This is a genomic window from Pelomonas sp. SE-A7 (genome assembly GCF_030345705.1).
GTDB lineage: Bacteria > Pseudomonadota > Gammaproteobacteria > Burkholderiales > Burkholderiaceae_C > JAUASW01.
The window spans coordinates 180,833-205,712 of record NZ_JAUASW010000002.1 but is presented as its reverse complement, the minus strand read 5'-3'; the positions used below and the strand labels follow the sequence as shown (position 1 = coordinate 205,712).

Genomic DNA, 24,880 nt, shown 5'->3' with positions numbered 1-24,880 from the left:
TTCCCCATGTTGACCGACGACGGCAAGCATTTGTATGTGTCCTGGGATGAATACCACCTGCTGACCGAACGCCTGGCTCTCAAGGTCCACGCGTCTGGCTGGCAATTCGACCAGATCCTGTGCCTGGCTCGCGGCGGCATGCGCCCGGGTGATGTGCTCTCGCGCGTTTTCGACAAGCCGCTGGGCATCATGTCCACCAGCTCCTATCGCGCCGAGGCTGGCACCATCCAGGGTCGTTTGGACATCGCCAAGTACATCACCATGCCCAAGGGCGAGCTGGCAGGGCGCGTGTTGCTGGTCGATGATCTGGCTGACTCCGGCGTCACGCTGAGGGCTGTGGTGGAGCGTCTGCGCGGCATGCCGGCAATCTCGGAACTGCGCTCGGCCGTAATCTGGACCAAGTCGGTCTCGACCTACACGCCGGACTACTATGTGGAGATGCTGGAGACCAGCCCCTGGATCCATCAGCCGTTCGAGGAATACGACGGCATGGGCCCCGATCAGCTGGCCAAGAAGTTCAGCGTCTGAAATGAAAAAGGCCGGCTTTGAAAGCCGGCCTTTTCTTATTGTTCTGGTGCCCAGGAGAGGACTCGAACCTCCACGGAGTTACCCGCTAGTACCTGAAACTAGTGCGTCTACCAATTCCGCCACCTGGGCTAGTTTTTCGGAAAGCTCATCGGAGCTCTCCAAAATTCAGGCAAGACTAGGATTCTATCATCAAAAATTTTAAGAACGCAAGCGGCCCCGGCCCGACCGGTGGCGGGGCCCTGCTCAGCGAGGTCGAGGGGCGGGTCCAAGGTCACCGGGATGGCCATGGCTTCCTGATTCCCGACGATGGCCAGCCTGATGTCTATCTGGCGGCCCAGGAGATGCATGCTGTCATGCATGGCGACCGTCTGCGGGTGCGCATCGTGCGTTACGACAAGCGTGGCAGGCCCGAGGGCAAGGTGCTGGAGATTCTGGACCGCAAAAAGAAGCCAATCATTGGCCGCCTGCTGCTCGAGTCAGGTGTCTGGCTGGTGGCGCCGGAGGACAAGCGCTTCGGTCAGGACATCCTGATCCCCAAGAACGCCATTGCCAACGCGGCCGCAGGCCAGATCGTCTCGGTCGAGCTGACAGAGCCGCCGTCGCTGTACTCGCAACCGGTGGGGCGCGTGACCGAAGTGTTGGGCGAGATCGACGACCCCGGCATGGAGATCGAGATTGCGGTGCGCAAGTACGACGTGCCCCACGCGTTCAGTTCGGCCACTCAGGCCCAGGCGGCCAAGTTGCCGGAGCGGCTGCGCAATACCGACCTCAAGCACCGCGTGGACCTGCGTGATGTGGCGCTGGTGACCATTGACGGCGAAGATGCGCGCGATTTTGACGACGCCGTCTACTGCGAGCCGCACAAGCAAGGCCGGGGCAAGACGGCTTTCAACGGATGGCGCCTGATCGTCGCCATTGCCGACGTCAGCCACTACGTGAAGCCGGGCGAATCACTGGACGAGGATGCCTACGAGCGTGCGACCTCGGTCTACTTCCCGCGGCGCGTGATCCCCATGCTGCCGGAGAAGCTCTCCAACGGGCTTTGCTCCCTCAATCCGCATGAAGACCGCCTCGCCATGGTCTGCGACATGCTCGTGACGACCGAAGGCCAGACCCACGCCTACCAGTTCTATCCGGCGGTGATCAACTCGCATGCCCGCCTGACCTATACCGAAGTAGCTGCCGTGCTGGGCAATACGCACGGCCCCGAGGCCGCGCGCAGGCGCGAGCTGGTGCCTCACCTGCTCCACCTGCACGAGGTCTATCGCGCCCTCCTGTCTGAGCGTGGCAGGCGCGGCGCAGTCGACTTCGAGACGACCGAAACCCAGATCGTCTGCGATGAGAACGGCCGCATCGAGAAGATCGTGCCGCGCACGCGCAATGAGGCGCACCGCCTGATCGAAGAGGCGATGCTGGCCGCGAACGTCTGTGCCGCCGATTTCATTGCGGGTGGCAAGCATGCCTCGCTGTTCCGGGTCCACGAGGGGCCGACTCCGGAGAAGCGAACCGCACTTCAAGCCTATTTGCGTTCGTTGGGTATTGGCCTTGGCATCAGCGACGAGCCGACACCGGGCGAGTTCCAGGCGGTTGCCGCGGCAACCAAGGACAGGCCGGACGCCACACAGATCCATTCGATGCTGCTGCGCTCCATGCAGCAGGCGATCTACACGCAGGCGAATTCGGGCCATTTCGGCCTGGCCTATCCGGCCTACACGCATTTCACCAGCCCAATTCGTCGCTATCCGGACCTGCTGGTCCATCGCGTGATCAAGGCCTTGCTGGCCAACAAGCGTTACCACCTTGACGCAGGCAAGATGGACGTGCCGGAGCCGCCCAAGCGACCCGGCCGCGCCAAGCCAATCAACCCCGCCTTGGCGTCGACAGAAAACGAGCGCTGGGAAGTCGTGGGCGCGCATTGCAGCGCCAACGAGCGTCGTGCCGACGAAGCTTCGCGCGACGTTGAAGCGTGGCTCAAATGCCGCTATATGCGCGAGCACCTTGGTGAGGAGTTCAGCGGTACGGTCAGCGCCGTCGCCAGCTTTGGGCTGTTCGTGCAACTGGACCAGCTCTATGTCGAAGGGTTGATCCACATCACCGAGCTCGGTGGCGAGTATTACCGTTTCGACGAAGTGCGACAGGAGCTCCGGGGCGAGCGTACTGGCATCCGCTATGCCACAGGTGCGCGGGTCCAGGTGCAGGTCAGCCGTGTCGATCTTGATGGCCGAAAAATTGACTTCCGCCTGGTGCGCGAAGGTGAGGAACAGCGCGAGAAGAGCAGCCGGACCAGCCGCGAGAAAGCCTCGGCGGCGGCAAAGGTTGCGCCAACCACGGCTGTCGAGGCGCTGGAGCAGGCGCGGCGGGCCGATCGCGCCGTCAAGGCCGGGCGCAAGACGAAGTCGATCAAGCCGGCGCGACCGGCAAAGGCTTCGACTGTCGATGCATTGCCGGCGCATCCAGTCAAGGTGGCAAAGGGCAAGGCCAGGGCGAGCGCTGAGGCGCGCGGCCGCAAGCGTCGCTGAGTGCTTGGATCAGCGCGTATGCAGGCTGTGCATGCGCTCGATCAAGTCGCTGGCGCGCAGCGGCCCTGCGGCCTGCAGATCCGCCGCGGCGCCGTGCCAGTAGACGGCGCTGCAAGCCAGTTCATGCACGTCGGCGTCGATGCCCGCTTGGGCCCAGAGCCCGCCCGACCAACCGGCAAGCACATCGCCGCTGCCTGGCGTGGCAAGCGCGGCGTTGCCACTGCCATTGACGGCCGTCCGCCTGTCGGCCGTGGCGACAATGGTTCCCGAACCCTTGAGGACGACCGTACAAGCGAAGCGTTCAGCCAGCGCTTCCGCGGCGGCCAGCCGATCCGCCTGGACGTCAGCGACACTCGCCCCCTGCAAGCGGGCAGCTTCTAGTGGATGTGGCGTTAATAGCGTGGCTAACGCCAACGAGTTCCTTGCAGCCAGCAACTGCTGCAGGTTCGGATCAGCGGCGATGCAGTTGAGAGCATCGGCGTCAAGGACGAGACGTTCCGCTGCCGTGAGTTGGCTTGAAAGCATGGAAGCGATGACTCCCCCTGCGCCGCATCCGGTCACCAGGACGCGGCCCCGCCAGCTGACGACTTCAGTGCGCTGTGCTGCTGGCCAGCACATCAATTCCGGTTGCTGGAGATCGGCCATTTCGCCGGACTCGCCCAAAAGGTCCAAGTAAACACGGCCTGCGCCGCTTGCCAGCGCGGCGCGGCCGGCCAACCGGGCTGCGCCCTGCATGCCCCGCGCTCCGCCTGTCACGACGACGTCGCCGCGGCTGCCCTTGTGTGATGCATGCCAGGCCAGGGCCGCAGGGCGCATGGTGTCGGCCCCCAGCAACTGGCTGCGAAAACCGTGCACCGATTGGACACCCAGGTCATCGAACCAGATCTGGCCGCTCGCCTCGCGGCCGTGCCCTGTGAACAGACCAGGCTTCAGGGCCAACAAGGCCAGGCTGTGATGGGCGCGCACCCAGGCCTCGCCGTGGACCTGGCCGGTCTCGCTGGACAGGCCGCTGGGCAGGTCGACAGCTAGTACCTTTGCATTGCCGGCGTTGATGCCGGCAATCGCCTGTTCGATCTCGCCCGTCGGCGCTCGGGCTTGGCCCAGGCCAAGCAGGGCGTCGATGACGAGCGAGGCGCCTCCCAGGCCAGTCATGGAGCCGGCGATCGCGACGCCGGCCTGCTGCGCGCGCAGCAGCGCCGCAGCTGCATCAGGTGGCGCAGGTTTGGATCCGGCCAGAAGAATGACCTGGACGGAGTGCCCCGCCAAATGCAGCAGCCTTGCCGCGACGAGGCCATCGCCACCGTTGTTGCCGGGGCCGCAGACGACTTGGATGGGCTTGCGATATGGCGCCAAGGCCAATGCCAGCTTGGCGACGGCGAGCCCGGCACGCTCCATGAGTGGCGGTTGGTGATGATCGGCCTCCAGGGCTCGACATTGTTCGGCACTTAGCAGCGGGAGGGAGCGCTGCGCCGGCAGGACCTGGGTCAGCATGGCACGAGCTTGTCAGCCGAGTCGGGAAATGTCCATGCCGGCAACTTCGACCGCCGGTGCGCGACCCGCAATCTGATCCGCCAACGCGCGGGCCGTTCCGTTGGCCAAAGACCAACCGCTGTCACCATGGGCAAGGTTGAGCCAGAGGCCGGGCAAGCCGCTGGCGCCCAGCAGCGGCAAGCCGTCAGGCAGGCGCGTGCGGCTGCCGCGCCAGCGCTGCACGGCGCCGTGCTGGATTGCGCCAGGGAACCAGTCGTGCAACACCTTGTGCAAGGTGCCTATGGCCCGCTCGCTGATGCGGCTGGCATGGCCGCCAATCTCGGTGACGCCGGTCACGCGCACCCGCTGGCCAAGCCGGCTCAGGCTGACGTGATATGCCGCGTCTACCAAGGCACTGCGCGGGCCCAGGTCGGGGTGTGCTTCCAGCTGGCGTAACGGTGCGGTGATCGAATGGCCTTGCCAGGTCTGTAGCGGCAGCTTCAGACCCAGTGGTCGCAGCAGGGCGCTCGAATCGCCCGCTGTGCAGACCAGGATTGCGTCGAAGCTCTCCAGTCGGGGCTCCAGTGTCTCGGGGCGCGTGTCTCCGCCAGAGTCGCTGTCCGCCGCCTGGACTTGGATGGCTTCCATTGGCGGTGTGTACGCATGAAGCAGTTGTGGTTGGGGTCCCGGCTCGATCTTGCGCACCGTAGTGTGGAAGCGGAAGCGCACGCCGAGGCGGCGCGCTTCGACCCGGATCAAATGCGCGAATTGGCGGCTGTTGCCGATCTCGTCCTGAGGCAACTGGATGCCGCCGACTAGAGGCGTGTCAGGGCTGAGGCCAGGCTCCAGGGCAAGGCATTCGCTGGCGTCGAGCAGCTTGTGAGGCAGTTTCAGATCGGTGAGCAAGTCGATGCCGGCCTGCACGGCGGCCCGGTCCCGCTCGCCGCGCAGCAGCATCAGGAGGCCTTGCTCACGTTCATAGTCGAGCTTGAGCGCATGCCGGAGTTCAGTCTGACGCGATTGGCTGTAGCTGAGCAGCGGCTGCAGCTTCCTCGCCACCTCCGGGTCGAAACGAACCGCACGCCAGAGCGCAGGCGAAAGCAGACGCGATGCACTGAGTTGCAGCGAGGCGTGGCGCCGACGCGGCTGCAGCAGCGCCCGCCGGCCAATCGCACTCCAGGCGGTCAGGAAGCTGGGGGCGAGCAGGCCGCCATGGGCGAAGCTCGAATCGCCGGCAACGCCGCCCAGCCGTTCGAACACGGTGACTTCGTGACCGTCCATGGCCAACTCGAAGGCGCTGCAAACGCCGGCAATGCCGGCACCGATCACGGCAATGCGCATCACTGCACTCCCGCGGCCAATGCCGCCTCGGCTTGCAGGGCAATCGACAGCAGGCGGTCGTCGTGACCCGCCGCATTCCACAACATCAGGCCAACAGGCAACTCGCCGTTCATGTGGCACGGCAGGCTGATAGCACACCCGTCGAGCATATTGACCACTGCTGGATTGCGCAGGACCAAGGCGTTGGTTGCCATGTAGGCATCCAAGCTAGCTTCCAGCGTAGCCAGTTCAGGCGCGACGATGGGCACCGTCGGGCAGAGCAGGGCGTCATAGCCTGCGAGTTCGGCTTGCATTGCGCAAATCCAAGCAGCGCGCGCCTGCTGCATCGCGATGTAGTCGGCAGCGCTGATGGTCGCGCCGCGTTGTATTCTGGTTGCCACGCGTGGGTCGTATAGAGAGGTCAGGTCTTGCATTCTGTTGCGGTGCCAGGCCCACGCTTCGGCGGCCACCAGACCTCCTTGCGCCTGAAGGAGCGATAGTCCGGCGAGGCTTGGCAGGGCGATTTCGTCGATCTGAGCGCCTTGCTGCCGGAGTCTGCGAAGGCTGCGATCAAAGGCTCGGGCAACCGTGGCATCCATGCCATCGAGCAGCAATGGTTCGGTAACCACGGCAAGGCGCCTGACACGGAGCGGGCGGGGATCGATGGTGACGCGTCGGGCTGCCAGCAGTTCATGCATCAGCACCGCATCCCGCACACTTCGAGTGATCGCGCAGGCCGTATCCAGCGAAGTGGACAACGGGATGCAACCCTCGCGCGGCGTCAGCGCGGCGGTGTTCTTGAAGCCGACCAACCCCTGGAATGCTGCGGGAATGCGGATCGAGCCACCCGTGTCCGTACCCAGTGCCGCCCAGGCAGCACCGGTCGCCACGCTGACGGCAGCGCCCGAACTGGATCCGCCCGGTATTCGCGCAACCCCGTCGAGTGCGTGAGTGACCGGATTCGGCGGCGTGCCGTGATGGGCATTGATGCCCAGGCCGGAGAATGCGAACTCCGTCATATTGGTGTGGCCGATCAGGCATGCGCCAGCCGCACGAAGCCGGGCGACAACCGCGGAATCCCTTTGCGCGGCTGACGAGCTCTCCAGCGACGCAGACGCGGCGGTGGTGGGGTGGCCTGCCACGTCGAACAGATCCTTGACGCTGATCGACAGCCCGGCTAACGGGGGTAACGGCATGCCGGATGCGGACTGCTCGTCAGCTTGGCGCGCGATCAGTTGGGCCGATTCGGTGAATTGGCGGACGAACGCGAAGCGGCATGCCGAGCTGCGTGCCGCCTCGGTACTGGCTGCCAGCGCACCGCTGGCTTGAAGGGTCCCCGCTTGCCGCCGCTGCAGGGCGGCCATCAGGTCGTCGGGCATTGCTCGTGCTATACTCTCTGGGTTTTGCTGAATGCCCGCTGCGCTGTGCAAGGGTGTTGCCACGCAGAACAAATCGCAAACCGGTCCAACTAAGGTGTCGGCTGCGCTCCAAGAGCATCGGGGCGTCGTCGATTCGGGCCGGATTTTAGACCCAACCTTCGGAGTTACTCATGTCCGTCACGATGCGCGAAATGCTGGAAGCCGGTGTCCATTTCGGTCACCAAACCCGCTTCTGGAACCCCAAGATGGCCCCCTTCATCTATGGCCATCGCAACAAGATCCACATCATCAACCTCGAAAAGACGCTGCCCAAGTTTGAGGAAGCGATGAAGTTCGTGCGTTCGCTGGCTGCCAAGCGCGGCACGATCCTGATGATTGGCACCAAGCGTCAAGCCCGTGACGTCGTGGCCGTTGAAGCCGCTCGCTGCGGCATGCCCTACGTCGACAACCGTTGGCTCGGCGGCATGATGACCAACTTCAAGACGGTCAAGGGTTCGCTGAAGAACCTGAAGGACATGCAAGCCCAGGTCGAGGCCGGCACCCAGCCCGCCATCAAGAAGGAAGCCCTGATGTTCCAGCGCGGCATCGCCAAGCTGGAAAAGAACATCGGCGGCATCCAGGACATGAGCGCCCTGCCGGACGCCATCTTCGTGATCGACGTCGGCTATCACAAGATTGCCGTGGCCGAAGCCAAGAAGCTGGGCATTCCGGTCATCGGCGTGGTTGACACCAACCACTCGCCCGAAGGCATCGACTACATCATCCCCGGCAACGACGACTCGGCCAAGGCCGTCGCCCTGTACGCCAAGGCCATCGCCGACGCCGTGCTGGAAGGCCGTGCCAACGCCGGCGCCGAGCTGGCTGCCGCCGTGGCCCCGGCTGGTGACGAGTTCGTGGAAGTCAGCGAAGGCGCCTAAGCTTCTCGCTCACCCATCAGAAGGGGCTGTTTCAGCCCCTTTTTGCTAAGTTGATTTTTGTTTGGGCGGCATCGCCGCCCTGACCCTGGAGACCGAAGATGGCTGCAATTACCGCAAGCATGGTGGCCGAGCTGCGCGCTCGCACCGACGCTCCGATGATGGAGTGCAAGAAGGCCTTGACCGAGGCCGAAGGCGATCTGGCCCGCGCTGAAGAGATCCTGCGCGTCAAGCTGGGCAACAAGGCCGGCAAGGCCGCCTCGCGCATCACCGCCGAAGGCGTGGTCGCCACGGCCGTGGCCAATGGCGTCGGCGCCCTGGTCGAAGTGAACTGCGAGACCGACTTCGTCTCGAAGAACGACGCCTTCCTGGCCTTCGTCAATGCCGCCGCCGCCCTGGTCGCCGAGCACAATCCCGCCAGCGTCGAGGCTCTGTCGGCCCTGGCCCTGTCGCAAGAAGGTTTCGGCCCGACGGTCGAGGACGTGCGCAAGGGCCTGATCGGCAAGATCGGCGAGAACATGACGATCCGCCGCTTCCAGCGCTATGCCAACGGCAGCAAGCTGGCTTCCTACCTGCACGGCACCCGCATCGGCGTGATGGTCGAGTTCGATGGTGATGATGTGGCCGCCAAGGATGTCGCCATGCACGTCGCCGCCATGAAGCCGGCCGCCCTGTCGTCGGCCGAAGTGCCGGCCGACCTGGTCGAGAAGGAGCGCAAGATCGCCGCCGAGAAGGCTGCCGAATCCGGCAAGCCGGCCGACATCGTCGCCAAGATGGTCGAAGGCTCGGTGCAGAAGTTCCTGAAGGAAGTCTCGCTGCTGGACCAGGTCTTCGTGAAGGCCGCTGACGGCAAGCAGACCGTCGCTGCCATGCTGAAGGAAAAGGCCACCACGGTGAAGAGCTTCACCTTGTACGTGGTCGGCGAAGGCATCGAGAAGAAGGTGGATGACTTCGCGGCCGAAGTGGCGGCCCAGAAGGCTGCTGCCGAAGCAGCCGCCGCTGCAAAGAACGCGTAAAGCGTTCGACAGAAACAAAGGGCGCCTCTGGCGCCCTTTACACTTGTGCCTGCACCGCTGCTGAGGAGCTGTGGCGCAGTGCCTCATTCCAACGCATCCAACGCAGACCCGAGGTCACACAATGCCCGCGTACAAGCGCATCCTGCTCAAACTCTCCGGCGAAGCCCTGATGGGCGACGACGCCTACGGCATCAATCGCGCCACCATCGTGCGCATGGTCCAGGAGGTCCGGGAGATCACGCAGATGGGCGTCGAGGTGGCGGTCGTCATCGGCGGTGGCAACATCTTCCGCGGTGTCGCTGGCGGCTCGGTCGGCATGGACCGCGCTACGGCCGACTACATGGGCATGCTGGCCACGGTGATGAACTCGCTGGCTCTGGCCGACACCATGCGCCAGGAGGGGCTGACGGCCCGCGTGATGTCTGCCATCGCGATCGAGCAGGTCGTTGAGCCTTATGTCCGCCCCAAGGCGCTGCAATACCTGGAAGAAGGCAAGGTCGTCGTCTTCGCCGCCGGCACCGGCAACCCCTTCTTCACCACCGATACCGCCGCCGCGCTGCGCGGCGCCGAGATTGGCGCCGAGATCGTGCTCAAGGCCACTAAGGTGGACGGCGTCTACACCGCCGATCCCAAGAAGGATCCCGAGGCGACCCGCTACGCACGTATCAGCTTCGACGAAGCCATCGCCAAGAACCTGCAAGTGCTGGACGCCACGGCCTTCGCGCTGTGCCGCGACCAGAAGCTGCCGATCAAGGTTTTCTCGATCTTCAAGCAAGGCGCGCTCCGGCGTGTCGTGCAGGGCGAGGACGAAGGCACCTTGGTCCACGTCTGACAAGAGAACAAGTTACCCGTTCAAGGTCGTAATCATGAGCACTGCTGACATCAAGAAGAACGCCGAGGCCAAGATGGCCAAGTCGGTCGAAGCCCTGAAGAACGAATTGCACAAGATCCGCACCGGCCGAGCCCACCCTGGCCTGCTGGACCAGGTCAGCGTCGACTACTACGGTTCCATGGTGCCGATCTCGCAGGTGGCCAATGTGAGCCTGCTCGACGCGCGCACCATCAGCGTCCAGCCCTGGGAAAAGGGCATGGGAGCCAAGATCGAGAAGGCGATCCGCGAATCCGACCTGGGCCTGAACCCGGCCACGCAGGGTGACCTGATCCGCGTGCCCATGCCGCCGCTGACCGAAGAACGCCGCCGCGACCTGACCAAGGTTGTGCGCAATGCCGGTGAAGACGCCAAGGTGGCTGTCCGCAATCTGCGCCGCGATGCCAACGAGCAGGCCAAGAAGTTGCTCAAGGACAAGGAAATCGGTGAGGACGAAGAGCGCCGCAGCTTGGACGAGGTGCAGAAGCTGACCGACCGCGTCATTGCCGAGATCGACAAGCTGATCGCCGGCAAGGAAGCCGAGATCCTGGCCGTCTGAGTCCCGTGAGCGAGAGTACAAGCAAGGCGGTGCCCCGCCATGTCGCCATCGTCATGGATGGCAATGGCCGCTGGGCCAAGAAGCGCTTCCTGCCGCGCTTCTTCGGTCACAAGCAAGGCGTGGACGCCCTGGTCAACGTGATCCAGGCCTGCATTGATCGTGAGATCGAGTACCTGACCGTCTTTGCCTTCTCGAGCGAGAACTGGAAGCGATCCAGCGACGAGGTCTCCGGTCTGATGGGTCTGGTACTGGCCGCTGTTTCCCGCTACCTGGCGCGCATCGGCGCCATGGGCGTTCGCATCCGCATCGTCGGCGACCGCGAGGCCGTGTCCGAGAAACTGCGCAATGCCTGGAATGAAGCCGAGACCCGCACCAAGGACAACAAGAAGCTGACGCTGTCCGTGGCCTTCAACTATGGTGGCCGCTGGGACATCGTCCAAGCCTGCAAGGCTGCCATGGAAGCCGGCGTGTCGCCGCAGGAGCTGACCGAGGCGCGTCTGTCCGGGTTCATGGCCATGAACTACGCGCCGGATCCGGATCTGTTCATCCGCACCGGTGGCGAGGTGCGCATCAGCAATTTCCTTCTCTGGCAGGTCGCCTATACGGAATTCGTGTTCTCCGATTGCCTATGGCCGGAGTTTGGTGCGGTTCAACTCGACGCCGCCATCGAGGCCTTCCGCGAGCGCGATCGCCGCTTCGGTGGCGTCAAGGAAAGCCCGGCCCTGGCCGGCGTCTGAAGCTCCATGCTGCGCACCCGCGTGATCACGGCCATCGTCCTGCTGGCGGTGCTGCTTCCGGCCCTGTTCGCAGCCTCGCCCTGGCCTTTCGCGATGCTGACCCTGGTGATGATCGGTGCCGGCGGCTGGGAATGGGCCAAGCTCAACGGCCTGGCCCGGGTGCCGTCCCTGGCCTTTGGCGGCCTGATCGCAGCCGCTTGTGGTGGGACGCTGCTGGCCTTGGGTCTTGCTGCGCCGCCAGCCTGGTGCTGGTGGATTGCCGGTGCCCTGTGGGTGCTGGGTGGCGCGCAGGCTCTGCGCAGTGGCGTTGCCGGCTGGCCCAAGATCGCCTTGGCTCTCCGCCTGGTGCTCGGGGCCGTGGCCCTGTGGGCCGCCTGGCTGGCCATCGCCCAGGCCAAGGCCCAGGGCATCAATTTCATCCTGTCCATCTTCTGCCTAGTCTGGATGGCCGATGTCGCGGCCTATTTCGGCGGCCGCACCATGGGCAAGCGCAAGCTGGCGCCGGCGATCTCGCCGGGCAAGAGCTGGGAGGGCGTCTGGACCGGCATGGCCGGCGTGCTGCTGCTGTCCGTGCTGTGGACCGGGGTGATCGAGCCCAGGCTGAGCATCGATTCGCCCAGCCTGTTCCAGCTGTTGCAGCGCCAGGGCTGGCTGGTGAACCTGCTGGCCCTGATATTCCTTGCTGCGATGAGTGTCGTTGGCGATCTGTTCGAATCGCTGATCAAGCGCGCCGTTGGCGCCAAGGACAGCAGCCAGCTGCTGCCCGGCCACGGCGGCGTGCTGGACCGAGTCGATGCGCTGCTGCCGGTCTTCCCGCTGGCATTGGCGCTGAGTAGCCTATGAGCATTCAATCCCCGTCTGCGCGACCCCAGCGCGTCTCGGTGCTGGGTTCCACCGGTTCCATCGGCACCAACACGCTGGACGTGATCGGCCGGCATCCGGGGCGCTACGAGGTGTTTGCCCTCAGCGCGATGAGCCGGGTCGACGAACTGGCCGCACAATGTCTGCAGTGGAAGCCGCGCTTTGCCGTGATGCCAGATGCGGCGCTGGCTGCTCAGCTGCGCTCCCTGCTGCGCGACCAGGGTTCGCGCACCGAGGTGCTGCAAGGTGCCCAGGCGCTTTGCGAGATTGCTTCGCATCCGGACGTTGATGCCGTGATGGCCGCTATCGTTGGTGCGGCCGGCCTCGCACCGGCTCTGGCCGCGGCCCGGACCGGCAAGCGCCTGATGCTGGCCAACAAGGAAGCCATCGTACTGGGCGGCGCGTTGTTCATGCAGGCGGTCGAGCAGGGCGGGGCCACGCTGCTGCCGGTGGACAGCGAGCATTCGGCCATCTTCCAGTGCCTGCCCGAAGAACGCGCGGCCTGGCACCAGCGCATCGACCACATCGTGCTGACGGCGTCCGGTGGCCCCTTCCGCCAGCGCGATCCATCCACGCTGGCTGATGTCACGCCCGAGCAGGCCTGCGCCCATCCGAACTGGGTGATGGGCCGCAAGATCTCGGTCGATTCGGCCACGATGATGAACAAGGCGCTCGAGGTGATCGAGGCGCGCTGGCTGTTCAACCTGCAGCCCGAGCAGGTCAAGGTCCTGATCCATCCGCAGAGCATCATTCATTCGATGGTGGTCTGCCGCGACATGTCGGTGCTGGCCCAACTGGGCACGCCGGACATGCGCGTGCCCATTGCCTACGCGCTGTCCTTCCCCGAGCGGGTGGAGTCGGGCGCCAAGCGCCTGGACCTGCTGGCCTGCGCCAGCCTCAGCTTCGAGGAGGCGGACGAGCGCCGCTTCCCGGGCCTGCACCTGTCCTGGCAGGCCCTGCGCGGCGCCGAGGGTTCGACGGCCGTGCTCAATGCCGCCAATGAAGAGGCGGTGGCCGCCTTCCTGGACCGCCGCATCCGCTTCGACCAGATCCACCAGCTCAACCGCCAGACGCTGGAGCAGGTCCTGCCGGAGGCCGGCGAATGCGCCAGCGTCGAGGGCCTGCTGAATCTGGACCAGCGGGCGCGCCGTCATGCGCTGCAGCTGATGCAAGAAGAGCTGCACGCGTGATCGGCTTCTACCAGCTCATCGGATTCGCCCTCACCGTGGGCGTGCTGATCGTCGTGCACGAATACGGCCACTTCCGTGTGGCGCGAGCTTGCGGCATCAAGGTGCTGCGCTTCTCTATTGGCTTCGGCCGCGTGATCTGGCGCCGCCAGCCAGAGCCAGGCGGCACCGAGTTCACCGTGGCCTTGCTGCCGCTGGGTGGCTATGTACGGATGCTGGACGAGAGCGAAGGCCCGGTGGCTCCGTCGCTGCGAGACCAGGCCTTCAACAACAAGCCGCTGTGGCAGCGCGCCGCCGTGGTCGCCGCCGGCCCGGTCGCCAACTTTCTGCTGGCCATCGTGCTGCTGGCCGGGGTCAGCTGGATGGGCGTCGAGGAGCTTCGCCCGGTGCTGGCCACGCCGCCGGCAGGCAGCCTGGCCGAGGCCGCGGGCATGCAGGCCGGCGAGCTGGTGCAGGAGGCCTCGCTGGACGGCCATTCCTGGGAGCAGGTGCAGACCCTGTCGGATCTGCACTGGCACCTGGTAGGTGCGCTTTCGCAAGGGGGCAAGCTGCACCTGGCAACGCGCGAGCCCGGGCATGGCCGCCGCGTGCGGGTGCTGGACACAGAGGCTCTGGCCACGCGCGAAATCAATGCCAGCGTGCTGAACAAGGTCGGCATCAGCCGTCCTTATGTCGAGGTGGTACTCGGTGCGCCGGGGCCCGACGGTGCGGCTGCGCGTGCCGGGCTTCAGGCAGGCGACAAGGTGCTGAGCATCGACGGCCGCGCCGTGGCCGATGGCGCTGCCATGGTTGCAGCTGTTCGGGGTGCGGTGGACGGCGACAAGGGCCGACCCTTGCTGTTCCGCATCGAGCGGCGGGGCCAGGTACTGGAGGCCGAGGTCGTGCCCGCCGTCGCCACGCAGAACGGGCAGACGTTTGGCCGTATCGACGCACCGCTGAGTGGCCGGGCCGAGCGGGTGCTGGTCCAGCGGGGCTTCGTCGACGGCCTCGCAAATGGTGCCAGCCGTACCTGGGAGCTGTCCGCGCTGACGCTGCGCATGCTGGGTCGCATGTTGATCGGCGAGGCTTCGCTGAAGAATCTGAGCGGCCCTTTCACGATTGCCGAGCAGGCCGGCCAGAGCGTCCAGCTCGGCCCCACGCAGTTCCTGGCCTTCCTGGCCCTGGTCAGCGTCAGCCTCGGCGTGCTCAACCTGCTGCCGCTGCCGATGCTCGATGGGGGACACCTGATGTATTATCTTTTCGAGGGTCTGAGCGGTCGCCCCGTCTCGGAGTGGTGGCACAGGCAGCTGCAGCGCGCCGGCGCTTTCGTTCTGCTGCTGATGATGGCTCTAGCCCTGTCCAACGATATGACCCGCCTGCTGGGTCTGCACTGAATTTCCTCTCGCATGTCCCTGATGAATAGTCACCGCGCGAGCCTGCGCCCGTCAGCCCTGACCTTGGCGCTTGCCGTTGCCCTGTACTCCGGTTCGGCCTGGGCCATCGATCCCTTCGTCCTCAAGGACATCCGAGTCGAGGGCGCACAGCGCACCGACCCGGGCACGGTGTTCGCATCGCTGCCGTTCCGGATCGGCGATACCTACAACGACGAAAAGGGTGCCGCCGCGCTGCGCGCCCTGTTCGCTACCGGCCTGTTCAAGGACGTCAAGATCAACATCGACGGCTCGACCGTCGTGGTGGTGATCGAAGAGCGCCCCATCATCGCCAACGTCAGCTTCATCGGCCTGAAGGAATTCGACACCGAGGCGCTGTCCAAGTCGCTGAAGGACGTGGGCATCGGCGAAGGCAAGGCCTTCGACAAGGCCTTGGCCGATCGCGCCGAACAGGAGCTCAAGCGCCAATACTTGACCCGTAGCCTCTACGGCGCCCAGGTCACGACCACGATCACGCCGCTTGAGCGCAACCGCGTCAACGTGGCTTTCACCGTGGTTGAAGGCGACCCGGCCAAGATCGGCGAGATCCGCATCCTGGGCAGCAAGGTGTTCTCCGAGAGCACGCTGCTGGGCCTGCTGGAGCAGACGACGACCGGCTGGCTGACCTGGTACACCAAGACCGACCGCTATTCGCGCACCAAGCTCGATGCGGACCTGCAGACGATTCGTTCGTACTACCTGAACCGCGGCTACCTGGACTTCGCCGTCGAATCGACCCAGGTGACGATCTCGCCGGACAAGCAGCACATCAACGTCGCCATCACCGTGCGCGAGGGCCAGCCCTTCATCGTGACCGACGTGAAGATGGAAGGCGAGTTCCTGGGCCGCGACGAGGAATTCAAGCGCCTGATCGCGCTCAAGCCTGGCGAGCCCTATCGCCTGGAAGCGGTCAATGCCACGACGCGCAACTTCACCGACCTGTACGGCACCTACGGCTATGCGTTCGCGCGGGCCGACAGCCGCCAGGAGATCGACCGCACGACCGGCCGCGTGACGGTGACTTTCGTGGCCGACCCGCAGCGCCGTGTCTATGTGCGCAAGATGATCGTCTCGGGCAATACGCGTACCCGTGACGAAGTCATCCGCCGCGAGTTCCGCCAGTTCGAATCGGCCTGGTACGACGGCCAGCGCATCAAGGCCTCGCGCGATCGCGTCGAGCGGCTGGGCTACTTCAAGGACGTCAACTTCGAGACCAATGAAGTGCCGGGCGCGCAGGACCAGGTCGATGTGGTGATGACGGTGACCGAACGTCCGACCGGCAACATCATGGTCGGCGCCGGCTACTCCAGCCAGATGGGCATGTCGCTGACCGGCTCGATCCGTCAGGACAACGTGTTCGGCTCAGGCAACTACCTGGGCGTCGAAGTCAACACGGCCAAGACCGGCCGCGCGCTGACCTTCAGCACGGTGGACCCGTACTACACGGTGGACGGCATCTCGCGCGCCTTCGATGTGTTCTACCGCACGACCAAGCCGCTGAACACGCTGGGCGAGTTCTACCAACTGGTCACGCACGGCGGCAACCTGCGCTTCGGCGTGCCATTCTCCGAAGAAGACACGGTCTTCTTCGGCGCCGGCTACGAAGAGACCAAGATCACCACCTCGGCCGGCCTGCCCAACAGCTACTTCCTGTACCGCCACCAGAATGGCCAGAAGAGCAACGCCTTCCCGCTGACGATTGGTTGGCAGCGCGACAACCGTGACAGCGTGCTGTCACCCATGGCCGGCAAGTACCAGCGCGCCAATTTCGAGCTGAGCCCGGGCGGCGACCTGCGCTATCTGCGTGCCAACCTGCAGTACCAGCAGTTCTTCCAGGTCTACGGTCCCAAGTTCACCCTGATGATCAACGGTGAAATCGGCTATGGCGCCGGCCTCGGCAAGTACGAATACCCGATCTTCAAGAACTTCTATGCCGGCGGCCTCGGTTCGATCCGCGTGTTCGAGGCCGGGTCGCTGGGTCCGGTCGACGTGACCGGTTCCTATTCCGGCGGCAATCGCCGCGTCAACCTGAATGCCGAGCTCTACCTGCCGGTGCCAGGCAGTGGCAATGACAAGACCTTCCGACTCTTCGGATTTGTGGACGCCGGTGGCGTCTGGGCTGACTACACCAAGCTGCGCTGGGACCGCGACAGCAAGGGCCGCAATGGCAATCTGATCGATGGTCCCGACATGATTCGCGCCTCGGCCGGTATCGGCCTTTCGTGGATGTCGCCCATGGGCCCGCTGCGCCTCAGCTATGGCGTGCCGGTGCGCAAGTACGGCAAAGATAGAATCGAGAAATTCCAATTCCAGATCGGGACTGCATTCTGATGAAGAGCAAGCTGCTTTTTGCGATGGCCGTGGCTGCCGTCGCCACCGTGACCAGCCTGTCGGCTCAGGCCCAGGAACTGAAGATCGGCTATGTGAACACCGAGCGCCTCACGCGTGAAAGCAATGCGGCCAAGGCCGCCGAGCAGCGCTTGCAGGCCGAATTCAGCAAGCGCGACAAGGATCTCAAGGACGTCGAGACCAAGCTGCGCCAGGCTGAAGAGAAGCTGGACAAGGAAGCCCCGAGCCTCAGCGAGAACGAGCGCATCAAGCGCCAGCGCAATCTCTCCGAAGAGGGCCTGAGCCTGCAGCGCAAGCAGCGCGAGCTGAAGGAAGACTTCGTCCGCCGCCAGAACGAGGAAATGGCCAACATCCTGGACCGCGCCAACCGTGCGGTGAAGCAGGTGTTCGATGCCGACAAGTACGACCTGATCCTGCAGGACGCCATCATGGCCGGCCCGCGCGTCGACATCACCAAGAAGGTGATCGACGTGCTCAACGCCCAGAAGTGACAAGGGCCTGACTGAGTGGCCGCCACCGCCACCACGCTGGCTGAAGTCATCGCCGCCTTGGGCGGCGATCTTCTTGGTGATCCCTCAACGCAGATCCTGGCCCTGCAGCCGCTGGCCGAAGCCGGCGAGCATTCCCTGGCCTTCCTGGCCAATCCGCGCTATCAGTCCCAGCTGCTTGAGAGCCGCGCTGCCTGCGTGATCGTGGCGCCGGCGCTGGCCGAAGCGGCCGCCGCCCGTGGCGCCGCCATCGTCACCGCTGACCCCTACCTGTACTTCGCCCGGCTGACCCAGTGGTGGGCCCGCCGCGTGCGCCCCCAGGCCGCGGCCACCATCCACGCTTCGGCCGTCATTGCGCCCACGGCGCAGATCGGGGCCGGCGTGAGCATCGGCGCCCTGGCCGTCGTCGAGGACGGTGCCGTCATCGGTGACGGCGCCAGCATCGGACCGCATTGCGTGATCGAAGCCCATGCCCGCATTGGTGCGGGTACCCGGCTGGCGGCGCGAGTCACGCTGGGCTTCGACTGCAGCATCGGCGAACGCGGCATCGTCCATGGCGGCGTGGTGATAGGCGCAGATGGCTTCGGCTTCGCGCCCAGCCAGGGCCAGTGGGTCAAGATCGAGCAGCTGGGCGCGGTGCGCATCGGCGATGACGTCGAGATAGGCGCCAACACCTGCATTGACCGCGGCGCCCTGGGCGACACGGTGATCGAGAACGGCGTCAAGCTGGACAACCTGATCCAGATCGCCCATAACGTGCACATAGGCGAGCACACGGCCATGGCCGGCTGCGTCGGCGTGGCGGGCAGTGCGGTGATTGGCAAGCATTGCACAGTCGGCGGCGCGGCCATCATCCTGGGCCACCTGAGCCTGGTCGACGGTGTCCATGTTTCCGCCGGCACGGCCATCACGCGTTCGGTCAACAAGCCGGGGGTCTACAGCGGCATGTTCCCCTTCGACGAAAATGCCAGCTGGGAGAAAAACGCGGCCACGCTGCGCCAACTCCACGCCCTGCGCGAGCGAGTCCGCGCCCTGGAGAAGAATTCAAAATGAACGAGACGATGTTGGACATCCACCAGATCCTGAAGAAGCTGCCCCACCGTTACCCGATCCTGCTGGTGGATCGCGTGCTGACGATTGAGAAGGGCAAGTACATCCGCGCACTGAAGAACGTCAGCATCAACGAGCCGCATTTCAACGGCCATTTCCCGCATCGTCCCGTGATGCCCGGCGTGCTGATGATCGAGGCCCTGGCCCAGGCGGCCACGCTGCTGGCCCTGGTCAGTGCCGACATGGAGCTGGACGACAAGTCGGTGGTCTATTTCGCCGGCATCGACGGCGCCCGCTTCAAGCGTCCGGTCGAGCCCGGCGATCAGCTGTTCCTGGACGTGACCCTGGAGCGCGCCAAGGCCGGCATCTACAAGTTCAGCGGCAAGGTCCTGGTCGGCGAGGAAGTCGCCGCCGAGGCGCAGCTGATGTGCACGATGCGTCGTATCGAGGCCTGATACGTCCATGAGCCGCATCCATCCGACCGCGATCATCGATCCGGCGGCCGAGCTGGACGGCTCGGTCGAGGTCGGCGCCTACACGCTGATCGGCCCCCATGTGCGCATTGGCGCCGGCACCGTCGTCGGCCCCCATGTGGTGATCGAAGGCCACACGACCATTGGCCGCGACAACCGCTTCTTCCAGTTCAGCTCGATTGGCGCGGCCAACCAGGACAAGAAGTACGCCGGCGAGCCCACCACGCTGGTGATAGGCGACCGCAATACTGTGCGTGAGTTCTGCACCTTCAACATAGGCACGGTGCAGGACCGGGGCGAGACCAAGGTCGGCGACGACAACTGGATCATGGCCTACGTGCACCTGGCCCATGACGTGGTGCTGGGCAACCAATGCGTGCTGGCCAATGGCGCCACGCTGGCCGGCCATGTGCAGGTGGGCGACTGGGTCACCATAGGCGGCCTCACCGGCGTGCTGCAGCGCATGCGCATTGGCGACCACGCGATGATCGGCTTCCAGGCCCATGTTTCGCAGGACGTGCCGCCTTTCATGATGGTCGACGGTCATCCGCTGTCGGCCCGTGGCCTCAACCTGATCGGCCTGCGCCGCCGTGATTTCACCAGCGAGCAGCTGGCGGTCATCAAGCAGATCCACAAGCTGCTGTACCGCAGCAGCCTGACGCTGGAGCAGTCCATCACCGAGATTGGCCAGCTGCGCGGGCAGGGTGGTGACACTGAAGTCGAGCTGATGCTGGACTTCCTGAGCAAGGCCCAGCGCGGCATCGTCCGCTGAAGCCATGAAGCAAGACACTGCGCCTCGGCTTGGCATGGTGGCCGGCGAGGCCTCCGGTGACTTGCTCGCCGGCCTGATGCTGCAGGGCCTCAAGGCTCGCTGGCCCGGGCTCACGGCAGTCGGAATCGGCGGTCCCAAGATGGCGGCACAAGGCTTCGAGGCCTGGTGGCCGCACCACAAGCTGGCCATCTTCGGCTATGTGGACGCGCTCTTGAACCTGCACGAGCTGCTGTCCATCCGCAAGCAGCTGGGCAATCGCCTGCTGGAGCGCAAGCCCGATGTCTTCATCGGCATCGACGCGCCGGACTTCAACTTCGGCCTGGAGCGGCGGCTGCGCGAGGGCGGGGTCAAGACGGTGCATTTCGTCTGCCCCTCGATCTGGGCTTGGCGGGCCGAGCGGGTCACCAAGATCAAGGCCTCGGCCGACCATGTGCTGTGCCTGTTCCCGTTCGAACCCGAGCTGCTGGTCAAGCATGGCATCGGCGCGACCTATGTTGGCCATCCGCTGGCCGATGCCATTCCGCTGGAGCCGCCCCAGGCGGCCTGCCGCGAGCTGCTGCAGCTGCCGGCCGATGCCGAGGTGGTCGCGCTATTGCCGGGTAGCCGCCGCAGCGAAGTGCGCTACATCGCCGAGCCGCTGCTGAAGGCGGCCCAGCAGATGCAGGCCGCCCGGCCCGGGCTGCGCTTCGTGATGCCGGTGGCGCCGGGGCTGCGCAAGCTGATTGATCCGCTGATCCAGCGTCACGGCCAAGGCCTGAAGCTGAGCGTGCTGGACGGCCGCTCGCACGAGGCCCTGGCCGCCTGCGACATCACCCTGGTCGCCAGCGGCACGGCCACGCTGGAGGCGGCACTGTTCAAGCGGCCCATGGTCATCGCCTACAAGATGCACGCCTTCAACTGGTGGCGCATCAAGGGCCGCAACTACCAGCCCTGGTACGGCCTGCCCAATGTGCTGGCCCGCGAGTTCCTGGTGCCCGAGCTGATCCAGGAGCAATGCACGCCCGAGAACCTGGCCCGCGAAGGCCTGGCCTGGCTGGACGATCCCGAGCGCTGCGCCCGCGTGCGCCTGCGCTTTGCCGAACAACACGAGGTGCTGCGCCGCAATACCGCGCAGGTGGCCGCCGATGCGATTGCGCAAGTCATTGGCCGCGCCTGAGCAGCTGGGCCTGGCCTGGGAGGCGCCCGGACTGGTGGCCGGCGTGGACGAGGCCGGCCGCGGCCCGCTGGCCGGCCCGGTCGTGGCCGCGGCCGTGATCCTCGATCCCGAGCAGCCCATCGCGGGCCTCGGTGACTCCAAGGTGCTGAGCGAAAAGAAGCGCGAGCGCCTGTTCGACGAGATCCGCGCCAAGGCCCTGTGCTGCTGCATCGCCGAGGCCACGGTCGAGGAGATCGACCGGCTCAACATCCTGCAGGCCACGATGCTGGCCATGCGCCGGGCGGTCGAGGGCCTGCGCCTCAAGCCGGTCTTGGTGCTGGTCGATGGCAACCGCCTGCCGGTGCTCAAGATCCCGGCCGAGGCCATTGTCAAGGGCGATGCCAAGGTGCCGGCCATCTCGGCCGCTTCCATCCTGGCCAAGGTGCATCGCGACCGGCTCTGCCTCGGCATGCACGAAGCCCATCCCGAATACGGCTTCGCCATGCACAAGGGCTATCCCACGGCCGAACACCTGGCCGCCCTGCGCGAGCATGGCGTCAGCCCCTGGCACAGGCGCTCGTTCGCGCCGGTGCGCGAGGTCCTCCAAGAATCATGAGCGAAAGCAAAATCCTCCACATCAGCTCGCGCGACAACCCGGTGCTGCAGCGGCTGCGTAAGCTGGCAGCCGATCCGGGTGCTTATCGAAAGATTGGCAGCGTCTGGCTGGAAGGCGACCACCTGGCCCGCGCTGCGCTGCAAAGGCAGCATGCTGTCCAGCTGGCCGTGATCACCGAAGCCGCCTGGGCCATCGATGCTCTGCGCGAGCTGGCCGAAGCGGCGCCGCGGGTGCTGGTCGTGCCGGTGGCCCTGTTCAAGACCATCAGCGGCCTGGAGTCACCGGCCCAGATCGGCTTCGAGGTGCCGCATGCGCTGGACGCGCGGCCCGAGCCCGGCCTGGACTCGGTGGTGCTCGACCGTCTGCAGGACGCCGGCAACGTGGGCACCATCCTGCGCAGCGCCGCGGCCCTGGGCTTTCGCCAGGTGCTGGCGCTCAAAGGCACGGCCGCCCTGTGGTCGCCCAAGGTGCTCAGGGCCGGCATGGGCGCGCATTTCGGGCTGCGCCTGGTCGAGGGCCTGGCGCCGGCCGACCTGGACGCTCTGCAAGTGCCCCTGGTCGCGACCAGCTCCCATGCCGACAAGCAGCTGCACCAGCTGCGCCTGCCCAGCCCCTGCGCGTGGGTGATGGGCCATGAAGGGCAGGGCGTGCAGCCCGAGCTGATGCAGCGCTGCTCGCTGACGGTGGGCATCCCTCAGCCGGGTGGCGAGGAGTCGCTCAACGTGGGCAGTGCCGCCGCCATCTGCCTTTACGAAAGTGCACGTCAGCGCCTGGTTTGATTGCCGCGTTGGCTGACCACGGGCCCAGGCCCGAACCCTGGTGCAGAATGCGCCAGCCTGTACGACCCAGTGGAGCATTTCCGGCATGACGACGACCCGACGTGAATTCATCCAGCAAGCCGGTGGCCTGGCGGCCACGACCCTCGCCCTGCCGGCCTGGGCCCAGGGCAAGCCTGTCGAGGGCCAGCATTACCGCAAGCTGCAGAACCTTCAGCCGGTGGCCAGCAAGACCGGCGAGGTGATCGAGTTCTTCTGGTACGGCTGCCCGCATTGCTATCGCTTCGAACCGACGCTGAACCAGTGGCTGGCGCGCAAGCCGGCCCAACTGGCCTTCCGCCGCAGCCCGGCCATCATCCACGGCGCCAGCAAGGCCCATCAGCGCATCTTCTTCGCGCTGCAGGGCATGGGCCTGGCCGAATCCCTGCATGCCCAGGTGTTCGCTGCCGTGCAGGCCGACCCGGCCGCGCTGGGCGAGCTGGCCGAGATCCAGGGCCTGATGAAGAAGCTGGGCGTGGACACGGCCAAGTTCGCCCAGCAGTACGAGTCCTTCACCGTTCAAGCCCGCTGCCAGCAGGCCACAGCCCTGATCCGCAGCTATATGGGCGACACCTACACGGTGCCCACGCTGGCGGTGAACGGCCGCTACCTGACCTCGCCCAGCATGGCCGGCGGCGAGGCCCAGGCCATCGAGGTCCTGAACTACCTGCTGACCCTGCCGCGCGGCTGATCGGCAGAGCGGTTCAGAGCGCCAGGGCCACGACGCCCGCCGCGATGCAGGCGGCGCCGACCAGGCGCCAGTGGCGCTCGCCCTCGTTGAGCAGCTGGCCGCCCAGCAGGGCGGCCACCAGCATGGACAGTTCGCGGGCCGGCGCCACGCGCGAAAGCGGCGCCAGCTGCATTGCATAGAGCACCAGGATGTAGGCCAGCGGGCTCATCGCCGCGACCATCAGCACATAAGGCCATTGCCGGCGCAGCGCCGGCATGAATCCCTGGTGGTCGCGCAGCACGGCGGGCAGCATGAAGGGCACGCGCAGCACATTGCAGACCCAGTCCAGCAGCAGCGGCGAGATCATCAGCACCTTGACCGAATAGCCGTCGACCACGGTGTAGCCGGCGATCAGCGCGCCGGTCAGCGCGCCCCAGGCGATGCCCTTCTTGCGCCGCTCGGCCGCGATCGGATCACCCTTGCGCCAGAGGCCGGGCCCGGCCGCGATCAAGAGGATGCCGCCGACCACGCCCGCCAAGCCCAGCCAGCCCGCGGTGCCCAACTGCTCGCCCAGCAGCAGCACGGCCGCCGTGGCCGACAAGGCTGGGCCGCTGCCTCGCGCCACCGGATAGACAACGTTCAGGTCCGATGCCCGGTAGCCGGCCAGCAGTGAATTGAAATACACCAGATGCAGCACGGCACTGGCCAGCGCGGCCAGCCAGGCCTGGGTGCTCCACTGCGGAAACTGGTCCCAGCCCACGTAGAGGGCCAGCGGCGCCCACAGCAGGCTGACACCCATCGAGCAGGCCAGCACGAAATGGTGGTTGCCCTGGGCCTTCTTGGCCCCGAGGTTCCAGAGCGCATGCAGCAGCGCGGCGCAGAGCACCAGCGCGATGGCGGTAGCCGGCATCAGTAGATCAGGCGATCAGGCCGGATGTCCCGCAGGATGGTGGTGGCGATCTCCTCGATCGACTTGTGGGTCGAGGACAGCCAGGAGATGCCTTCGCGCTTCATCATCTTCTCGGCCTCGTTGACCTCGTAGCGGCAGTTCACCAGGTCGGCGTACTTGCTGCCCGGGCGGCGCTCGTTGCGGATCTGGCTCAGCCGGTCCGGATCGATGGTCAGGCCGAAGCACTTGGCCTTGTAGGGCGCCAGCGAGCCGGGGATCTTGTTGCGCTCGAAGTCCTCGGGGATCAGCGGATAGTTGGCCGCCTTGATGCCGTGCTGCATGGCCAGGTAGAGCGAGGTGGGCGTCTTGCCGCAGCGGCTGACGCCGACCAGGATGACCTCGGCCGAATCCAGGTTCTTGGCCGATTGACCGTCGTCATGGGCCAGCGAGAAATTGATCGCCTCGATGCGGTCGTGGTACTCCTGGCTCTTGGCCACGTCGGAGAAGCGGCCCACGCGGTGGTTGCTCTTGACCTGGAACTCCTCCTCCAGCGGCTCGATGAAAGTGCCGAACATGTCCAGCATCTTGCCCTGGCAATGCTCGCGGAAGATGGCCAGCACCTCCCGGTTCACCAAGGTCGCGAAGACGATGGCCCGGCGGCCCTCGGCCTCGCCGGCGGCATTGATTTCCCTTACCACCTCGTAAGCTTTTTCGGCGGTGTCGACGAATGGCCGGCGCACATGGCGGAACTTGCCCGGGAACTGGGCCAGGATGGAATTGCCGAAGGTCTCGGCCGTGATACCTGTGCCGTCCGAGACGAAGTAGACGGTGTGATTGGGCATGCGGTAACCCCTTG

The 24,880-nt window shown here is 65.6% G+C and carries 24 protein-coding genes and 1 tRNA gene; 19 read left to right on the top strand and 6 right to left on the bottom strand.

The features are described from left to right. Positions 1-6 precede the first annotated feature (6 nt). Positions 7-528, top strand: a complete 522-nt coding sequence (locus QT382_RS14980; RefSeq protein WP_289254905.1) for a phosphoribosyltransferase — start codon at positions 7-9, stop codon at positions 526-528. 44 nt (positions 529-572) lie between these two features. On the opposite strand, the gene QT382_RS14975 is transcribed toward QT382_RS14980, so the two are convergent. Then, positions 573-657: transfer RNA gene (locus QT382_RS14975), tRNA-Leu, on the bottom strand. A gap of 110 nt (positions 658-767) precedes the next feature. Between QT382_RS14975 and rnr the strand changes: the two genes are divergently transcribed. Then, positions 768-3,047 carry a ribonuclease R gene (gene rnr / locus QT382_RS14970; protein WP_289255464.1) on the top strand — a complete coding sequence of 760 codons (2,280 nt, stop codon included), beginning with the start codon at positions 768-770 and terminating at the stop codon, positions 3,045-3,047. Positions 3,048-3,056: 9 nt separating this feature from the next. Here rnr and QT382_RS14965 read toward each other — a convergent pair whose 3' ends face one another. The 3 genes from QT382_RS14965 to QT382_RS14955 are packed head-to-tail and all read right to left on the bottom strand — an operon-like array spanning position 3,057 to position 7,216. Further along, positions 3,057-4,538 (bottom strand): NAD(P)H-hydrate dehydratase, encoded by a 1,482-nt coding sequence (locus QT382_RS14965; RefSeq protein WP_289254904.1) that lies wholly within the window; start codon positions 4,536-4,538, stop codon positions 3,057-3,059. A 12-nt stretch (positions 4,539-4,550) separates the two neighbouring features. Next, on the bottom strand, positions 4,551-5,858 hold the full coding sequence (locus tag QT382_RS14960) for an FAD-dependent oxidoreductase (RefSeq protein ID WP_289254903.1): 1,308 nt from the start codon (positions 5,856-5,858) through the stop codon (positions 4,551-4,553). Beyond that, complete coding sequence (locus QT382_RS14955) at positions 5,858-7,216, bottom strand: amidase (protein WP_289254902.1); 1,359 nt, start codon at positions 7,214-7,216, stop codon at positions 5,858-5,860. Before QT382_RS14955 ends, QT382_RS14960 begins: the two co-directional genes overlap by 1 nt. A 170-nt stretch (positions 7,217-7,386) precedes the next feature. Between QT382_RS14955 and rpsB the strand changes: the two genes are divergently transcribed. The 17 genes from rpsB to QT382_RS14870 all read left to right on the top strand — a co-directional run bounded on the left by rpsB (position 7,387) and on the right by QT382_RS14870 (position 23,156). Beyond that, positions 7,387-8,133, top strand: coding sequence for a 30S ribosomal protein S2 (gene rpsB / locus QT382_RS14950; protein WP_289254901.1), 747 nt, complete (start codon positions 7,387-7,389; stop codon positions 8,131-8,133). 98 nt (positions 8,134-8,231) lie between these two features. After that, complete coding sequence (tsf, locus tag QT382_RS14945; RefSeq protein ID WP_289254900.1) at positions 8,232-9,146, top strand: translation elongation factor Ts; 915 nt, start codon at positions 8,232-8,234, stop codon at positions 9,144-9,146. A gap of 121 nt (positions 9,147-9,267) precedes the next feature. Beyond that, a complete protein-coding gene (gene pyrH / locus QT382_RS14940; protein ID WP_289254899.1) occupies positions 9,268-9,978 on the top strand; it encodes a UMP kinase in 711 nt (236 codons plus the stop codon). A 34-nt stretch (positions 9,979-10,012) separates the two neighbouring features. Next, a complete protein-coding gene (gene frr, locus QT382_RS14935) occupies positions 10,013-10,573 on the top strand; it encodes a ribosome recycling factor (protein ID WP_289254898.1) in 561 nt (186 codons plus the stop codon). Positions 10,574-10,578: 5 nt separating this feature from the next. Continuing rightward, positions 10,579-11,310 (top strand): polyprenyl diphosphate synthase, encoded by a 732-nt coding sequence (gene uppS, locus QT382_RS14930; RefSeq protein ID WP_289254897.1) that lies wholly within the window; start codon positions 10,579-10,581, stop codon positions 11,308-11,310. A 6-nt stretch (positions 11,311-11,316) separates the two neighbouring features. Then, positions 11,317-12,153, top strand: coding sequence for a phosphatidate cytidylyltransferase (locus QT382_RS14925; protein ID WP_289254896.1), 837 nt, complete (start codon positions 11,317-11,319; stop codon positions 12,151-12,153). Then, positions 12,150-13,361 (top strand): 1-deoxy-D-xylulose-5-phosphate reductoisomerase, encoded by a 1,212-nt coding sequence (ispC, locus tag QT382_RS14920; RefSeq protein ID WP_289254895.1) that lies wholly within the window; start codon positions 12,150-12,152, stop codon positions 13,359-13,361. Before QT382_RS14925 ends, ispC begins: the two co-directional genes overlap by 4 nt. Further along, positions 13,358-14,731, top strand: coding sequence for an RIP metalloprotease RseP (gene rseP, locus QT382_RS14915; protein ID WP_289254894.1), 1,374 nt, complete (start codon positions 13,358-13,360; stop codon positions 14,729-14,731). The genes ispC and rseP overlap by 4 nt, the downstream gene beginning before the upstream one ends. 21 nt (positions 14,732-14,752) lie before the next feature. After that, positions 14,753-17,098 (top strand): outer membrane protein assembly factor BamA, encoded by a 2,346-nt coding sequence (gene bamA / locus QT382_RS14910; RefSeq protein WP_502929893.1) that lies wholly within the window; start codon positions 14,753-14,755, stop codon positions 17,096-17,098. Then, positions 17,098-17,607, top strand: a complete 510-nt coding sequence (locus QT382_RS14905; RefSeq protein ID WP_289254892.1) for an OmpH/Skp family outer membrane protein — start codon at positions 17,098-17,100, stop codon at positions 17,605-17,607. Before bamA ends, QT382_RS14905 begins: the two co-directional genes overlap by 1 nt. A 15-nt stretch (positions 17,608-17,622) precedes the next feature. Then, complete coding sequence (gene lpxD / locus QT382_RS14900; protein WP_289254891.1) at positions 17,623-18,657, top strand: UDP-3-O-(3-hydroxymyristoyl)glucosamine N-acyltransferase; 1,035 nt, start codon at positions 17,623-17,625, stop codon at positions 18,655-18,657. 8 nt (positions 18,658-18,665) lie between these two features. Beyond that, a complete protein-coding gene (gene fabZ / locus QT382_RS14895) occupies positions 18,666-19,109 on the top strand; it encodes a 3-hydroxyacyl-ACP dehydratase FabZ (RefSeq protein ID WP_289255463.1) in 444 nt (147 codons plus the stop codon). A gap of 7 nt (positions 19,110-19,116) precedes the next feature. Further along, complete coding sequence (lpxA, locus tag QT382_RS14890; protein WP_289254890.1) at positions 19,117-19,899, top strand: acyl-ACP--UDP-N-acetylglucosamine O-acyltransferase; 783 nt, start codon at positions 19,117-19,119, stop codon at positions 19,897-19,899. Between the two features lie 4 nt (positions 19,900-19,903). Next, positions 19,904-21,055, top strand: coding sequence for a lipid-A-disaccharide synthase (lpxB, locus tag QT382_RS14885; RefSeq protein ID WP_289254889.1), 1,152 nt, complete (start codon positions 19,904-19,906; stop codon positions 21,053-21,055). Continuing rightward, positions 21,024-21,650 (top strand): ribonuclease HII, encoded by a 627-nt coding sequence (rnhB, locus tag QT382_RS14880; protein WP_289254888.1) that lies wholly within the window; start codon positions 21,024-21,026, stop codon positions 21,648-21,650. Before lpxB ends, rnhB begins: the two co-directional genes overlap by 32 nt. Next, positions 21,647-22,429: a TrmH family RNA methyltransferase gene (locus tag QT382_RS14875; RefSeq protein WP_289254887.1), complete on the top strand. Its 783-nt coding sequence runs from the start codon at positions 21,647-21,649 to the stop codon at positions 22,427-22,429. The genes rnhB and QT382_RS14875 overlap by 4 nt, the downstream gene beginning before the upstream one ends. 85 nt (positions 22,430-22,514) lie before the next feature. Next, the gene (locus QT382_RS14870) at positions 22,515-23,156 is read left to right on the top strand and encodes a thiol:disulfide interchange protein DsbA/DsbL (protein ID WP_289254886.1); all 642 of its coding nucleotides are present in this window, start codon (positions 22,515-22,517) and stop codon (positions 23,154-23,156) included. 13 nt (positions 23,157-23,169) lie between these two features. Here QT382_RS14870 and QT382_RS14865 read toward each other — a convergent pair whose 3' ends face one another. Continuing rightward, positions 23,170-24,045, bottom strand: a complete 876-nt coding sequence (locus QT382_RS14865) for an EamA family transporter (protein WP_289254885.1) — start codon at positions 24,043-24,045, stop codon at positions 23,170-23,172. Then, the gene (gene ppsR / locus QT382_RS14860; protein ID WP_289254884.1) at positions 24,045-24,866 is read right to left on the bottom strand and encodes a posphoenolpyruvate synthetase regulatory kinase/phosphorylase PpsR; all 822 of its coding nucleotides are present in this window, start codon (positions 24,864-24,866) and stop codon (positions 24,045-24,047) included. The genes QT382_RS14865 and ppsR overlap by 1 nt, the downstream gene beginning before the upstream one ends. Positions 24,867-24,880: the final 14 nt, after the last annotated feature.

Bases quoted from the DNA above. Each gene is read 5' to 3' on its own strand.
- tsf (WP_289254900.1), top strand. From the start codon at position 8,232: ATGGCTGCAATTACCGCAAGCATGGTGGCCGAGCTGCGCGCTCGCACC.
- QT382_RS14865 (WP_289254885.1), bottom strand. From the start codon at position 24,045: ATGCCGGCTACCGCCATCGCGCTGGTGCTCTGCGCCGCGCTGCTGCAT.
- ispC (WP_289254895.1), top strand. From the start codon at position 12,150: ATGAGCATTCAATCCCCGTCTGCGCGACCCCAGCGCGTCTCGGTGCTG.
- QT382_RS14905 (WP_289254892.1), top strand. From the start codon at position 17,098: ATGAAGAGCAAGCTGCTTTTTGCGATGGCCGTGGCTGCCGTCGCCACC.
- QT382_RS14925 (WP_289254896.1), top strand. From the start codon at position 11,317: ATGCTGCGCACCCGCGTGATCACGGCCATCGTCCTGCTGGCGGTGCTG.
- QT382_RS14870 (WP_289254886.1), top strand. From the start codon at position 22,515: ATGACGACGACCCGACGTGAATTCATCCAGCAAGCCGGTGGCCTGGCG.
- lpxA (WP_289254890.1), top strand. From the start codon at position 19,117: ATGAGCCGCATCCATCCGACCGCGATCATCGATCCGGCGGCCGAGCTG.
- fabZ (WP_289255463.1), top strand. From the start codon at position 18,666: ATGTTGGACATCCACCAGATCCTGAAGAAGCTGCCCCACCGTTACCCG.
- pyrH (WP_289254899.1), top strand. From the start codon at position 9,268: ATGCCCGCGTACAAGCGCATCCTGCTCAAACTCTCCGGCGAAGCCCTG.
- frr (WP_289254898.1), top strand. From the start codon at position 10,013: ATGAGCACTGCTGACATCAAGAAGAACGCCGAGGCCAAGATGGCCAAG.
- QT382_RS14955 (WP_289254902.1), bottom strand. From the start codon at position 7,216: ATGCCCGACGACCTGATGGCCGCCCTGCAGCGGCGGCAAGCGGGGACC.
- QT382_RS14980 (WP_289254905.1), top strand. From the start codon at position 7: ATGTTGACCGACGACGGCAAGCATTTGTATGTGTCCTGGGATGAATAC.
- QT382_RS14960 (WP_289254903.1), bottom strand. From the start codon at position 5,858: ATGCGCATTGCCGTGATCGGTGCCGGCATTGCCGGCGTTTGCAGCGCC.
- rnhB (WP_289254888.1), top strand. From the start codon at position 21,024: ATGCGATTGCGCAAGTCATTGGCCGCGCCTGAGCAGCTGGGCCTGGCC.
- ppsR (WP_289254884.1), bottom strand. From the start codon at position 24,866: ATGCCCAATCACACCGTCTACTTCGTCTCGGACGGCACAGGTATCACG.
- QT382_RS14965 (WP_289254904.1), bottom strand. From the start codon at position 4,538: ATGCTGACCCAGGTCCTGCCGGCGCAGCGCTCCCTCCCGCTGCTAAGT.
- lpxB (WP_289254889.1), top strand. From the start codon at position 19,904: ATGAAGCAAGACACTGCGCCTCGGCTTGGCATGGTGGCCGGCGAGGCC.
- rpsB (WP_289254901.1), top strand. From the start codon at position 7,387: ATGTCCGTCACGATGCGCGAAATGCTGGAAGCCGGTGTCCATTTCGGT.
- QT382_RS14875 (WP_289254887.1), top strand. From the start codon at position 21,647: ATGAGCGAAAGCAAAATCCTCCACATCAGCTCGCGCGACAACCCGGTG.
- bamA (WP_502929893.1), top strand. From the start codon at position 14,753: ATGAATAGTCACCGCGCGAGCCTGCGCCCGTCAGCCCTGACCTTGGCG.